Annotated in this window: 14 protein-coding genes; 10 read left to right on the top strand and 4 right to left on the bottom strand. The window is 47.2% G+C overall.

What is annotated here, in order from left to right; translation table 11 throughout:
- The first annotated feature begins 61 nt into the window (after positions 1-61).
- Positions 62-1,483 carry an aspartate ammonia-lyase gene (aspA, locus tag NOM90_RS03525; RefSeq protein WP_255940032.1) on the top strand — a complete coding sequence of 474 codons (1,422 nt, stop codon included), beginning with the start codon at positions 62-64 and terminating at the stop codon, positions 1,481-1,483.
- 54 nt (positions 1,484-1,537) lie between these two features.
- On the opposite strand, the gene NOM90_RS03520 is transcribed toward aspA, so the two are convergent.
- Positions 1,538-2,584, bottom strand: a complete 1,047-nt coding sequence (locus tag NOM90_RS03520) for an LLM class flavin-dependent oxidoreductase (RefSeq protein ID WP_255940030.1) — start codon at positions 2,582-2,584, stop codon at positions 1,538-1,540.
- 283 nt (positions 2,585-2,867) lie between these two features.
- Between NOM90_RS03520 and NOM90_RS03515 the strand changes: the two genes are divergently transcribed.
- A complete protein-coding gene (locus NOM90_RS03515) occupies positions 2,868-4,286 on the top strand; it encodes a serine hydrolase (protein ID WP_255940028.1) in 1,419 nt (472 codons plus the stop codon).
- Between the two features lie 386 nt (positions 4,287-4,672).
- A complete protein-coding gene (locus NOM90_RS03510; RefSeq protein ID WP_255940026.1) occupies positions 4,673-5,377 on the top strand; it encodes a YitT family protein in 705 nt (234 codons plus the stop codon).
- Positions 5,378-5,495: 118 nt separating this feature from the next.
- On the opposite strand, the gene NOM90_RS03505 is transcribed toward NOM90_RS03510, so the two are convergent.
- The gene (locus tag NOM90_RS03505; protein ID WP_255940025.1) at positions 5,496-5,669 is read right to left on the bottom strand and encodes a DUF2188 domain-containing protein; all 174 of its coding nucleotides are present in this window, start codon (positions 5,667-5,669) and stop codon (positions 5,496-5,498) included.
- A 147-nt stretch (positions 5,670-5,816) separates the two neighbouring features.
- On the opposite strand from NOM90_RS03505, the gene NOM90_RS03500 reads away from it, so the two are divergent.
- Entirely contained in the window at positions 5,817-6,350 is a 534-nt protein-coding gene (locus tag NOM90_RS03500) for an NADPH-dependent FMN reductase (RefSeq protein ID WP_255940024.1), read from the top strand.
- 57 nt (positions 6,351-6,407) lie between these two features.
- Here the strand turns inward: NOM90_RS03500 and msrA are convergent, their stop codons facing one another.
- Complete coding sequence (msrA, locus tag NOM90_RS03495) at positions 6,408-7,382, bottom strand: peptide-methionine (S)-S-oxide reductase MsrA (RefSeq protein WP_255940023.1); 975 nt, start codon at positions 7,380-7,382, stop codon at positions 6,408-6,410.
- 348 nt (positions 7,383-7,730) lie between these two features.
- On the opposite strand from msrA, the gene NOM90_RS03490 reads away from it, so the two are divergent.
- Entirely contained in the window at positions 7,731-7,994 is a 264-nt protein-coding gene (locus NOM90_RS03490; RefSeq protein ID WP_255940542.1) for a hypothetical protein, read from the top strand.
- Between the two features lie 72 nt (positions 7,995-8,066).
- Here NOM90_RS03490 and NOM90_RS03485 read toward each other — a convergent pair whose 3' ends face one another.
- The gene (locus tag NOM90_RS03485; RefSeq protein WP_255940022.1) at positions 8,067-8,891 is read right to left on the bottom strand and encodes an AraC family transcriptional regulator; all 825 of its coding nucleotides are present in this window, start codon (positions 8,889-8,891) and stop codon (positions 8,067-8,069) included.
- Positions 8,892-9,075: 184 nt separating this feature from the next.
- On the opposite strand from NOM90_RS03485, the gene NOM90_RS03480 reads away from it, so the two are divergent.
- From NOM90_RS03480 to NOM90_RS03460, 5 genes are all read left to right on the top strand, one after another.
- Positions 9,076-10,167, top strand: coding sequence for a Gfo/Idh/MocA family protein (locus tag NOM90_RS03480; protein WP_255940021.1), 1,092 nt, complete (start codon positions 9,076-9,078; stop codon positions 10,165-10,167).
- Positions 10,168-10,192: 25 nt separating this feature from the next.
- Positions 10,193-10,963, top strand: coding sequence for a sugar phosphate isomerase/epimerase family protein (locus NOM90_RS03475; RefSeq protein WP_255940020.1), 771 nt, complete (start codon positions 10,193-10,195; stop codon positions 10,961-10,963).
- The gene (locus tag NOM90_RS03470) at positions 10,956-12,038 is read left to right on the top strand and encodes a Gfo/Idh/MocA family protein (protein WP_255940018.1); all 1,083 of its coding nucleotides are present in this window, start codon (positions 10,956-10,958) and stop codon (positions 12,036-12,038) included. The genes NOM90_RS03475 and NOM90_RS03470 overlap by 8 nt, the downstream gene beginning before the upstream one ends.
- 380 nt (positions 12,039-12,418) lie before the next feature.
- Positions 12,419-13,387 carry a sugar phosphate isomerase/epimerase family protein gene (locus tag NOM90_RS03465; protein ID WP_255940016.1) on the top strand — a complete coding sequence of 323 codons (969 nt, stop codon included), beginning with the start codon at positions 12,419-12,421 and terminating at the stop codon, positions 13,385-13,387.
- Between the two features lie 47 nt (positions 13,388-13,434).
- Positions 13,435-14,166, top strand: coding sequence for a ThuA domain-containing protein (locus tag NOM90_RS03460; protein ID WP_255940014.1), 732 nt, complete (start codon positions 13,435-13,437; stop codon positions 14,164-14,166).
- The last annotated feature ends 108 nt before the right edge of the window (positions 14,167-14,274 follow it).

The raw sequence follows: 14,274 nt of genomic DNA, 5'->3' as shown, positions 1-14,274 counted from the left end.
TGAGACTTATTTTTTATTAAGCGAGATCAGTCTCATTCCATGCTGAGAGGACGGAATAACCATGCAACCGCAGTTTCGGATAGAAAAAGATTTTTTGGGAACCAAAGAAGTGCCTTCGGAAGCTTATTACGGCGTACAAACGATGAGAGCGATTGAAAATTTCCCGATTACCGGCTACCGGATTCACGGATCGATGATTCGTGCGTTGGGAATCGTGAAAAAAGCGGCGGCGCTCGCCAATATTGAAGTTGGACGGTTGCAGCCGCATCTGGGTGCACCGATCGTAGAAGCCGCAGGTGAAGTGATGGATGGGACATGGGACGCTCAATTTATCGTCGATCCGATTCAAGGCGGTGCAGGAACGTCAATCAATATGAACGCCAACGAAGTCATTGCCAATCGTGCATTAGAATTGATGGGCAAAGCAAAAGGCGATTATTTCCACCTCAATCCGAATGTCCATGTCAATATGGCGCAATCGACCAACGATGTATTCCCGACTGCGATCCATATCGCGGCGTTGTCGTTAGTTGAACATTTGGAAGATACGATGGAACGTCTTCAACGTTCATTCGAAAATAAAGCACGCGAGTTCGATCATATTATCAAAATGGGTCGTACCCATTTGCAAGACGCAGTGCCGATTCGTTTGGGGCAAGAATTTGCCGCATATGCCCGTGTACTGGGGCGTGACCTGCACCGTGTACGTCGCTCCAAAGAGTTATTGCATGAAATCAATATGGGCGCGACGGCGATCGGAACCGGATTGAACGCAGATGTGAAATATATGGACGCTGTTGTCGTGAAACTGGCTGAGATCAGCGGTATGCCGCTTCGTCACGCTGAAGATTTGGTTGATGCGACGCAAAATACAGATGCATACACCGAACTATCGGGTGCGCTCAAAATCTGTATGATTAACCTGTCCAAAGTAGCTAATGATATTCGGTTGCTGGCTTCCGGGCCTCGCGCAGGGCTTGCCGAATTGAAACTGCCGGAGCGTCAACCGGGTTCGTCGATCATGCCGGGCAAAGTCAATCCCGTTATGTGTGAAGTCGTGAATCAGACGGCATTCCAAGTCATCGGTAACGACCATACGATTTCGCTGGCTTCCGAAGCCGGACAATTAGAACTGAATGTGATGGAGCCTGTATTGGTATTCAATCTGCTGCAATCGATCAGCATTATGAATCAAGCGTTGACGGTCTTCCGTACGCATTGTGTCGATGGAATCGAAGCGAACGAAGAAAATTGCGCGGAGTACGTCGAGCGCAGCGTAGGCGTTATTACGGCGCTCAGCCCGTACTTGGGTTACGAGATTTGCGCTCGTATTGCTCGCGAAGCGATGACGACCGGACGTTCGGTACGGGATTTGTGTCTGATGCACAATGTACTGAGCGAAGAAGAATTGGATATCATTTTGAATCCATTCGAGATGACCAAGCCCGGGATCGCGGGTTCGTCGCAATTGACAAGAGAATAGAATCAAAAAAGGTCGTATGAGGGATTCGCTCATACGACCTTTTTTGATTCGAGATTAAGATTGGACTTGAGCTTCGGCAGGTTCGGCTTGTTCATTGCCAAGACCGAATGCTTCCGCTACAAGTCGGATCGATTTTAATCGAGCATCGAGATCATGAATCGAGGAGACGATCATCAACTCGTCCGTGTTATATTCGTCTGCCAATTCGATCAGACGAGCTTTGACTTGATCAGGCGTACCGATTACACGATAAGCGCGAGTCGCAGCAATCTGTTCACGGTCATAAGGCGTGTACGGATATTCGGTTGCCGTCTTCACCGAAGGAAGATAAGGCATTTCCATCCCTTTGTACATCGCCAAGAAAAAGAGATCGGAACTAGAAGCAAGGCGTTCGGCTTCTTCTTGTGTATCGGCACAAACAACCGTAATCGCCGCCAAAGATTTAGAAGTCGGCGACATGAGCGAAGGCTCGAAGTTGTCATGATAGAATTCGGTTGCTTCCGCACCGCCCGGCGTACCGAAGAATTGGGCGAACGCATAAGAAGCACCCGCTTGTGCGGCAAGACGCGCTGTACCCCCGCTGGAACCCAACAGCCATAATTCCGGTACCGTATCGACCGAAGGGGAGACGCTAAGACCCGCGAAACGGTGATCGGAAGGAACAGCATCATTCAGATATGCGATAAGATCGACAATTTGCTGCGGATAAGGATCGGAGCTGTTGTAACGACCTTCTTGCAGGGCACGTGTAGAAAGCGGACGTCCACCTGGAGCGCGACCTACGCCCAGATCAATACGATCCGGGTACAAAGCTTCAAGCAGCATGAAGTTTTCTGCGACTTTATAAGCGCTATAGTGCGGCAGCATAATACCGCCGGAACCAAGACGGATTTTGGAAGTGTTAGCTCCCAAGTGAGCAAGCAATACTTCCGGGCTGGAATGCGCTAGAGCTTTGGAACTGTGATGTTCCGACACCCAGAAGCGATGATACCCGAGACGATCGGCTTCTATTGCCAGCTTCGTTGTCGTCTGAAGTGCTTCGCGTGGACCCGAACCTTCCGTAATACTGGATTGATCGAGAATACCGATTTTTTTTAACATCTATAAGTTCCCCTCTCGAAAATATAATAAATGATCGAAATCATAAGAAAGTTGTATCAAATCTAGTAGAGTACTATTATATCATATTCGTAAACAATAATCAAAATATTACTTACTATAAAAAATATAGTTAAATGAAGTCCAAACAAATTACGATGACCCTCCAATAGACACAACTAATTCAAACCATTGTCGTATACACTATAAAGAGACAGATGCACATATCGGTCATTGAAGGCCGAGTATTTGAACAAGTTACTTAACAGGGGGAGCTAACATCATTATGCTTAAACAAAAAAATACAAAAAAAAGCTGGAGCCGGGTGCTATTAAGTCTCGGTCTAGCTTTGAGTGTTACCGCAACCGCACTTCCGGCAACATCTTCGGCGCAAGTGACATCAATTACCGCTGAAATCAACGGTCAACCTGCACAGTGGGGCGACAACGTCTATATTTATCGTTCGCTAACTTACGTTCCGGTTCGAGAAGGCGCGGTATCGCTTGGAGCCAACGTCAAATGGGACAAAACGCAGCGTGCGGCTGTCGTCACGTTAAACGGAGATGAGCTCTTATATCGACCCGATTCAACAACAGTATCCGTTAATGGATATGAGTTGAAAATGCCGGGAACGACCCGATATGTAAATGGGATTCTGACCGTTCCTGTACGTGGGTTAACCGAACCTTTGGAGTCCAGCGTAAGCCCTGTTACTCGTAATGGCGCGCTTAATCTATCCCTCAAAACAGATACCCAAACCAAATTCGATGCCAACTTGAGCGCAGTAAACGACTATCTTAAAGCTCAGTCTTTTTCCGGTAGTGTCTTGATTGCAGAAGATGGAGATGTCTTGATGAGAAAAGCATACGGACTTTCTTCCGATTCAACGCGCGTTCATCCAACCGATCAAATGCGCCTCGGCTCATTGACGAAAGCTTTTACGGCTGCATCGATCTTGAAGCTTGCGGAAGAAGGAAAGCTGAGCGTCGACGATACATTGGCGCAGCATATTCCGGATTATCCGCGCGGCGATGAAATCACGCTGGCGATGCTGCTGTCGCATACATCGGGGATTGCATTGAACTTTAGCCGCGAAGCAGGAACTCCATTATCGGAGACCGTCGAAGAAATCAAAAAAAGCAAACTGAAATTTGTCCCGGGAACCGATTATATGTACAGCAATAGCGGATTTGTGCTGCTTGCTTATATCATCGAAGAAACATCGGGTATGAAATATGCCGATTATGTACAGACCGAAATTTTGAACCCACTCGGTATGAAGCATAGCGGCACGGCGACTCCTCAGACCAAAGTTCCGACTGGCTATGCGTTTGATTGGGGCACCAATCAGTGGGAAGCCGTCAAAGACTTTTATTTCTCTCCTTCCGGTACAGGTAGTCTATATTCTACGCCTGACGATCTATTGATCTGGGCGCAAGCGTTAAGCGCCGGAAAAGTATTGTCGGAAGAAACGATGGAGCGTATGTACACCGTAAGCCCGTACAAAAATTATGGATTCGGCTGGCATGTCGATGGTATGGGTTCGAACCGAGTCGCGTATCATAGCGGAGGCGGCGATGGCTATACGACAGGGATCCGCCGAGGTCTTGGTGACGGAACCGTCGTTATTTTATTAAGCAATCGCGGCGGATTGGATACGAATGAAATGACAAGAGTCGTTCGACAATTAGCGTTCGGCAAGTAAATAAAACTACAGCATTTTTGCTACTTTTTACATGAAATTTACAGAAATCGCTATCCACTGGATCGCTTCTGAAACATCTTTGTGCTAAAATAGGTTAGAAAGGTGATAGAGCTGGGTAAATAATGCTCAGACTTCACATCCAAACACAGAAAGGATCAGGATACCATGAGTCCCCGAAGGAGTATTCCCCAAAGGACAATCTGGAAACGTTACGATCTCTCCTATACTTAGCGTCCCTCGTAGAAAGTTTGTCGGATCATCGTTGTTGACAAACACTGCGAAGGGAAGGGACATCCATGCGAAGGATGAACGCCTTACGGTTTTCCCCTCTGGCTCGCAGCGTATTGTCAATCAGACAAATACTGCGAAAATGAGGAGATCATCGTATGAAGGCAAAAGGGAAAAGGATGAAGCGGTTCGCGCAGGCGACCGCGATCTTAACAGGCACGTTCGTTATGGCATTCGCGTTTTATCACATTAATTTTCAAAACCATCTTTCAGAAGGTGGGTTCGTCGGACTTTCGTTACTCGGTGAATATGCTTTTGGGCTTTCGCCAGCATTAACGATTTTGATTCTTGATATCCCGTTCATGTTATTATTCGCTCTCAAAAAAGGGTGGAGAAACATGGGACCTGCTGTACTTGCCGCAGGTTCGTTCACAGCATTCTACGCTGGCATCGAGCATTTCTCTACACTGAATTTCGATCTACACGGACAGTTGTGGCTTGCCGCATTGTTATCGGGTATATTGACCGGGATCGGTGGCGGTCTGGTTCTTCGCTCAGGCGGAGCTACAGGCGGAGACGATTGCGCAGCAATCTGGCTGCATGAAAAAACAGGGCTCAAGATCGGCACGGTGTTTATTATCATGGATGCTTCGGTATTGTTGCTATCGTTACTGTATTTGCCGCTTGCCGAGACATTGTACACGGTCGCTGCGGTATGTATCGGAGGCAAAGTGATTACTTGGACAGTGGAACCGCAAATCTTGCGGAGCGCGCTTACTTCAATCACACGCATCTTTGTTACAGCACCAAAAAGTCATACGACTCCAGTCACACCTGAAGTTAAAGGTTTGAATAGAGTGTAAAAAGATTCAAAGGTGCAAGGGAAGACCTGTAGCCGCAAACTTTCCCCATTGGTTTTAAGAAAAAACCGTTCCGATTTTCTCCCGCGATGGAGAAAGCCGAAACGGTTTTTTTGTATGCTCATTTAGGATGATTTTCGTCCCATTCTTCGGCTTTCGAAGTCGCGATGGCAATCGCTTTACCTTCTTCATATCCTTCGTCCAATAAAGCATTTGCAATCTCGATTGCTTTATTGCGGACGCGTTCGTCCAAATTTTTCATCGATTGCGGATAATCATTTTTGTTCCACGGCATAAAAAATCTCCTTTCTTTTATGAAATCATATGGATTTAACTACCCTTAGAACTTTGAAATCAATCAACATCCAAGCAAGAATTAGACAAACCTTGTTCAAATTTAGAACTTCCTGCTATGATAAAAAAATACGGGAGGAGATGTAGAATGAAAGTTACATTGATTGCGGGGAGTAACCGCGAAGAAGCAAGCAGTACCTTATTGATTCGTTATATTGCGAAATTGTTGCAAGAACAAAAGATCGAGACGGAAATTTTCAGCTTGTATGAGCATCAACTTCCGTTATACGGACCGGGCGAAGCTTACGGTCACGAAGAAGTACTGAAGTTGGCACAAGCGGTCAAATCAGCAGGCGCAGTCGTCATCTCGACGCCGGAATATCATTCTTCGATCTCAGGCGTATTGAAAAATGCGCTAGATTTCTTGAATAGTGAATATTTCGAAGGCAAGCCGGTTTTATCCGCAAGCTCCGCAGGCGGCGCTGTAGGCGTATCGTCATTAGGAACTTTGCAAGCGATCATTCGTAATCTACATGGCTTGAATTGCCCAGAGTGGATCTCGATTGGCGGCGACCAACGTAAATTCGAAGCAGATGGCACGCCATCTGATCAAGCGACAGAGCTGCGTATTCGCAAAGCGGTCGATACGTTCGTACATTTAATCCACCGTGTTCACGCGTAATTAAAAAGAACTGGGAATAACAAAAGGAGCCTATCCATGATAGGCTCCTTAACTTTTTTACGCTTGAGCGAACAAGGCGCGGTATTCGCCGTAACCTTCTTCTTCAAGTTTGTCGAGTGCAACAAAACGAAGTGCCGCCGAGTTGATGCAATAACGCAGACCGTCCGGGCCCGGGCCGTCATCGAAGACGTGACCCAGATGCGAATCGGCTTCTTTGCTTCGAACTTCGGTGCGAATCATGAAATGAGTCAGATCGACTTTTTCTTTCACATGATAATCGCGGATCGGACGTGTGAAGCTCGGCCAGCCGCAGCCGGAATCGTATTTGTCTTGGGAGCTGAACAGCGGCTCGCCCGAGACGATATCTACGTAGATGCCTTCGCCGTGATGATCCCAGAATTCATTATGGAAAGCCGGCTCCGTGCCGTTTTTTTGCGTAACATTGTATTGCATTTCGCTTAGACGTTGTTTCAGATCATTTTTATCGACGCTTTTTTTCCAATGATCTTCGATAAACGCTTCGCGACCGGATGCTTTTTTGTACCGGTTATAATGAGCTGGATTTTTTTTATGATAATCCTGGTGATATTCTTCTGCTTCGTAGAATGTTTCTGCCGGACGAATCGGAGTCACAATCGGTTGATTGAAGCGTCCGCTTTCGCCTAATGCTTTTTTGGAAGCTTCAGCTTTGACACGTTGTTCTTCGTTGTGGTAGAAAATCGCTGTGCCGTATGAAGTTCCTCTGTCATGGAATTGACCCCCTGCATCGGTTGGATCAATTTGTTGCCAAAACAACTCAAGCAATTTGTCATACGGGAAAATTTCAGGGTTGTACGTAATTTGAACAGCTTCGACGTGCCCTGTTGTTTCGGAACACACTTCTTTATAAGTCGGGTTTTCCGTATGCCCACCTGTATATCCAGATACGACTTTAATAATACCTGGCAAATCTTCGAACGGGGTGACCATACACCAGAAGCAGCCTCCCGCGAACGTTGCTTTTTCGACACTAGAAGATGAATAATCGGACATGTTGATCCCTCCGTATTTTGATTTGAATCAATTTTTTGATGCACAATTAATTTGAACTTGTACTTTAAATTATAACTCTTTTTGGCTGTTTCGCAAGTCGGTGAACGGCTTTGCGCCTACAAGGCTAGATAAACGGGAAGCGGTAACGCGAATCAGTTTTGCCAATCGAAAGTGTTGCAGGTATACTCGAAAAGAAAAGTGGATTGCAAAAGGGGACATGAACAAATGAGCGATTACGATCCGAATAAAGATCATGATTACGACCGTTACGAAAGTAGCGAAGGACGCCGGTCGATAGAAAAAGAAACCCAGGAAAAAATCGTCGAAGTGTATCGTCAAGAAGAAGATATGATGATTCTCGTGTACGCGCAGTGGTGTATTAACAACGATCTTGATCCTGCCGAGCTTTACACCAAAGCTTATCCAGAGCAACAAGCCAATGAACGCTTAGCCCGCGGGCTAGAGTTGACGGTATCCAAAGAAGAAGCCGGCGATATTACGAATGAGACGCTGCTTGGCGTATTGACGATGTTTGGCAACGAAGATTTAGGGATGGTTGTCAGCGAAGAAATCGAACGAATGAACAAAGAAAAACGCAACGCAAAAGGTTGAACGATTCCCTATCCCTATTAATCAAAAAACCGTCTAGACGCTCTACAGCGCTTGGACGGTTTTTTGGTGTATCTACATTTTTTCTTGCCGGGTATGCCTGAATTCTTTGGGGGACATGCCGAATTTGCTACGAAATACGCGGTGGAAATACGTGTAGTTGGCAAAACCTGACGTTTCCGCGACTTGCTCAAGCGGCATTGGGCTAAACACGATTCGTTCTTTTGCCATATCAAGCCGAACTTCGAGCGCATATTGCATAATACTGATGCCGAACGTTTCTTTGAACAGATGCACGCAGCGCGATACGCTTGTATCGACTTCTGCCGACACATCTTCCAACTTGAACAACGAAGACGCGTTTTCTTCGATATATTGCTTAATCCGGTATGCCAAAAATGTTTTGCCTGACGAGATCGGTTGTTCATTTAGCAAACGATCTGTCTCCAGACACAAAATCCGTAAATAATAATCCGAAATACGCGGATCGGGATTCGAAATACGTCGCTGCTCAATCACAATTTGACGAAAAAGACCTAATAATCCTTCACTTAGCGGAATATTGATCTTGGTCGGACGTTTGCGTTCATTCCACCAACGATCGATCCATTCACCGCCGAAAAAGATGTGGTAATCGCCGCTTTCCATCAATTGTTCTTCATCACCTGAAGGGGAAGGCGGGAAAATTTTCAGTTCATACGTATCGTTGGGACCATAAAGAAGTAGATCGCCTGCTTCAATCCGTTGCATTTTGCCGTCGACCAGTGCTTCTGACGTGCCATCCGTTTGAAGGCGCAATAAATAACTGCCTAAACCTTCTGTCCGGTGAACATGAAAAGGGGTGCGATGAAAAGAAAATCCTGCGGTGAAAATTTGACAGGGAAGGTGAGTCGTCTGCATATCGGCTGCTCCTTGCAAAAGAAAATAAAATAATGACCAGATTGTTCATGTTTCGATTATATTCTTCATTTTAATACAAAACGATATACAATACCATGAAAGCGAACCAACCACGAATCACAAAAACAACCATGTACAGAATTTGCATCTTATGCAGGTCTGACATGAAGGGATGGTGTTCTTTTTGACACGTATGAAGACCGGAATCGTGGGTTGCGGCAACATCAGTGCAATATACCTACAAAATTTAGCCGCGAGCGAATGGATTGAAGTGGTGGCGCTCGCTGACCGTTTCCCCGCTAAGGCGCAAGAACGTGCCGCTGAGTTCGGCATTGCAAACGCTTGCACGGTAGACGAGTTGATGGAAGACGAATCGATTGAGCTGATTATCAACCTCACGATTCCTGCTAGTCACGCAGCCGTACATCTTGCCGCACTTGAAGCAGGTAAGCATGTATACGGAGAGAAGCCGCTTGCGGTATCGCTCGAAGATGCAAGGTTGATCCTTGACGAAGCCGTAAAGCACAATCTTACGGTAGGCTGCGCACCCGATACGTTTTTGGGTAGCGGAATGAGCACGGCTAGACATGCAATCGAACAAGGATTAATCGGACGACCTGTTGCGGGAACCGCGTTTATGCTGGGCGGCGGGCCTGAAAGCTGGCATGTCGATCCTGAATTTTTCTATGAATATGGCGGCGGGCCAATGTTCGATATGGGTCCGTACTATTTGTCGGCATTGGTTCATTTGCTGGGTCCGATCCAGCGGATTTCATCATCAACAGGGATTCAAATTCAAGATCGCGTGATCGGTTCGGGTCCGAAAGCTGGAACTCCAATCTCGGTTCAGACGCCTACGCATCTTGCGGGAACTTTGGATTTCGTTGGCGGTCCGATCGTCACGATGATTATGAGTTTCGATGTTCGCGGCGGTACCGAGTTGCCACGCATCGAAATTCACGGAACGGAAGGAACTTTATCGTTGCCTGATCCGAACTTTTTCGGCGGAGACGTTCGATTGCGCCGCGCAGGTTCGGAAGAATGGGAAACGGTGGAACCTGTTTTCGAAAGTTCGCATAACGAACGCGGGATCGGTGTCGAAGATATGGTCAAAAGTATCGTCGAAAACCGGCGTCACCGCGCAAGCGGAGAACTGGCTTACCATGTACTGGAAGCGATGCACGCGTTTATTCGCTCTTCTGCCGAAAGCCGTCATGTAACGCTTGAAAGTTCTTACCAAGTTCCAGAAGCAAGATCTGATCATTCTAAACTCTAATATTTCAAAAAAGGTGGAATACACAATGACGCAAGTCGGATTGCAACTGTATACCGTACGTGAAGAAATGGAAAAAGATTTTCGCGGTACGCTTGAAAAAGTAGCATCTCTCGGATATAAAGGCGTTGAATTCCATACATTTTTCGGTCGCAGTGCAGACGAAGTGAAATCGCTCCTTGATGAACTGGGTCTGACCGCGCTCGGTACACATACCGCATATACGCAATTGCTTGAGCATCTGGATGCAGAGATTGCTTACAATAAGCAAATCGGGAACACGACTCTGATCGTACCTTACTTGCTTGAAGAAGATCGTAAATGGGATGAAGTATTTGCAAACTTGAAAGACCTGGGTGAGCGTACTCGTCAGCAAGGTGCTGTGCTGGCTTACCATAACCATGATTTCGAAATGACTGAACAAGTGGACGGCAAGCCGGTATTTGACGCGATGTACGAAGCCGTATCCGCTGAAGATCTGCAAGTCGAAATGGACACGTGTTGGGTGCATTACGGCGGATACGATCCGGTCGAATACATTCAGCGCTACACCGGTCGTCTGCCGATCATTCACCTGAAAGATATGACGCGCGATGCGGACGGCAAAGCGATTACCGCAGAGCTTGGCGTAGGCGAAGTGAATCTGACTGCGATTGCCGATGCCGCGATTGAAGCGGGCGTTGAATGGATCGTCGTCGAGCAAGATTACTGCGCAGGCGGCAAGCCGCTCGAAAGTATTGCAACAAGTATGGAATGGGTCAAAAAATATGCAGCAGAAGGAGCCAAATTGAATGTCTAAAACGTTAAATGTAGCCGTAATCGGATGCGGAGGTATTGCCAGCGGCAAGCACCTTCCAGCTTTGTCCCGTCAAAATAAAGCAGTTCTTGTCGCGTTCTGCGATCTTGTGGAATCGCGTGCCCAAGAAGCAGCGGATCAATACGGCGCCGAAGGCGCAAAAGTGTATACCGATTACACGGAACTTCTGAAAGATACAAGCATCGAAGTGGTTCATGTCTGCACGCCAAACGATTCGCATGCGGAGATCACGATTGCCGCATTGGAAGCGGGCAAGCATGTGCTTTGCGAAAAACCGATGGCAAAAACAACCGAAGAAGCACGCAGCATGATCGAAGCAGCAGAGCGTACCGGCAAAAAATTGTCGATCGCGTACCAAAACCGTTTCCGTGACGACAGCCTGCACTTGAAAGACATGTGCGAAAAAGGCGAACTGGGCGATATCTACTTCGGTAAAGCGATCGCGCTTCGTCGCCGCGCCGTTCCGACTTGGGGCGTATTCCTTGATGAAGAAAAACAAGGCGGCGGCCCGTTGATCGACATCGGGACTCACGCGCTTGACCTGACTCTCTGGCTGATGGACAACTATAAGCCGCAAAGCGTCATGGGGTCGACCTTCCACAAACTCGGCAGCCGCGAAAATGCAGCCAACGCATTCGGTCCTTGGGACCCGGAACAATTCAAAGTCGAAGATTCCGCATTCGGATTCATCAAAATGCAAAACGGCGCAACGATCATGCTCGAATCAAGCTGGGCACTCAACGTCCGTAAATTCGGCGAAGCCCAAACGTTGCTCTGCGGTACCGAAGGCGGAGCCGATATGTCCGACGGCCTGCATATCAACGGCGAAAACCGCAGCCGCTTGGTCGAAACCAAAGTTGACTTCGGTTCCGGCGGCGTAGCGTTCTATGACGGCGGTTCCGAAAATGCCGAAGACCGTGAAGCGCGTCAATGGCTCGAAGCGATCCTTGAAGATAAAGAGCCTGTCGTTAAGCCGGAACAAGCTCTGGTTGTGACGCAAATTCTTGAAGCTCTTTACGAATCCGCTAAAACCGGCAAAGCCGTTTATTTCGATTAATTTTTATTGAATTCGAACGAAGTAGTCTTCAAGAAGATTTTTCATAGATTTTTTCGGACGAAAAAGGAAAAAATCTACCAAAAAGTAATCCTTCTTAAAGGTTTTTACGTTCTATAAGTGTAAGGGCTTTTTATAAAAAGTCTCATGTTCCATCCTTAAGCGGTACCCGCTACGCAGTCACGCGGCGAAAGGAGAGGTCCGTGCAGGAGCGTAGCGTTCAACACGCGACCGAAACGAACTTCTCCCGCAGCCTTCTCGCGCACCCAACTGGTACCTTTATCTAGTTCATCATTTTGTCGGAAAAAAGGGCTTTTTCGCACCTCTTTCCTATTTAGAATCATTTTTAAAAACGGATATAATACATCAAGGAGGTTCGGAACGTGAAACTTGGAGTATTCATGGTACTGTTCAACGAACGAGGATTTGAAGAATCTCTCGATTATATTGCTGAAAAAGGGCTCAAAGCGGTAGAGATTGCGACCGGAGGACACCCTGGTAACGTTCACTGTAACCCGGAAGAACTGCTCGCCGACAAATCGAAATTAGACGCGTTCAAAAAAGCAGTAGACGCTCGCGGGTTAACGATCAGTGCGCTCAGTTGCCACGGCAATCCGCTACATCCGCAAAAAGCGCTTGCCCAAGCTGATCACGACTCTTTTTACAAAAGTATCGAATTGGCGCAGCGTCTGGGTGTAGAAGTCGTAAATACGTTCTCTGGATGCCCTGGAGATCATGAAGAAGCCAAATATCCGAACTGGCCGGTAGCACCGTGGCCTAACGATTACCAAGAAATTTTGAAATGGCAATGGGAAGAAAAAGTCATCCCGTATTGGAAAGAAGCCGGAAAGTTTGCGCAAGACCACGGCGTTAAAGTCGGTCTTGAACTGCATGGCGGTTTCTCGGTACATTCGCCAGCTACGATGCTTCGCTTAAGAGAAGCGACATGCGAAGCAATCGGCGCCAATCTCGATCCAAGTCATATGTGGTGGCAAGGCATTGATCCGGTCCAAGCGATTCGAATTCTCGGACGCGCCGGAGCGATTCACCACTTCCACGCCAAAGACATTACGATCGATCAAAACAACGTGAATATGCACGGTCTGACCGATATGCAATCGTACACGTTGATGCAAGAACGAGCTTGGAATTTCCGCAGCGTCGGTTACGGTCACGACCTTAAAGTCTGGTCAGACATGATGAGCGAACTGCGTTTGCAAAATTATGACTATGTCGTGAGCATTGAACACGAAGATGGATTGATGTCCGTTGACGAAGGCTTCGGCAAAGCTGTCCGAAATCTTCAACAAATTTTGATCGAAGAACCTGCAGGAGAGATGTGGTGGGTTTAAGCTTACCGGTCTTTTAAACTATAGGAACAACTAAGGGGATACCTACGATGATTAATGTAACCATCTGGAACGAATTCGTACACGAACGCAGAGATGAAGATGTAAAAGCTGTATATCCAGACGGCATCCACAAACAATTGGAACGCGCTTTGACTCCGGAAGGATTTGCGGTTCGGACTTGCACGCTTGAAGAAGACGATCACGGTCTGACTCGTGAAGTGCTGGACTCTACCGATGTCATGATCTGGTGGGGCCATATGGCTCACGATCTGGTCGACGATTCGATTGCCGAAGCTGTGGCGCAGCGCGTGCGCGAAGGTATGGGTCTGATCGTCTTGCATTCCGGTCACTTTTCCAAACCTTTCAAAAAGCTCATGGGCACGGGATGTGACTTGAAATGGCGTGAAGCGGGTGAACAAGAAATTTTGTGGGTGGTTAATCCGTCTCACCCGATTGCCGAAGGCATTGGCGAAAACATCATTTTGGAACACGAAGAAATGTACGGTGAATTTTTCGATATTCCGACTCCCGATGAAATTGTATTTATCAGCAATTTCTCCGGTGGCGAAGTATTCCGCAGCGGATGCACGTTCCGCCGCGGTTCCGGCAAAATCTTCTACTTCCGTCCGGGTCATGAGACGTATCCGACGTATTACAACCCGGATATCATCCGCGTCATTTCGAATTCCGTACGTTGGGCGTATCCGACCACAGCAGCGAAGCCTGTCTATGGAAATGCACAACCGGTTCGTCCATTGAATGCTCCTGAACTCGTTTAATTGATCTCTGCGGATCGAAATGAATTCGGGAAACGAAGGTATAAGCTAATCAGATTCGAAGGTAAATCATCACTCAATAGAAACAAGCCGTTTTCTCTGGATGCAGAG

It is taken from the genome of Saccharibacillus sp. JS10 (genome assembly GCF_024436065.1).
Classification (GTDB): Bacteria; Bacillota; Bacilli; order Paenibacillales; family Paenibacillaceae; genus Saccharibacillus.
The sequence above is the reverse complement of the archived record's forward strand: the minus strand, read 5'-3'. Positions and strand labels throughout refer to the sequence as shown.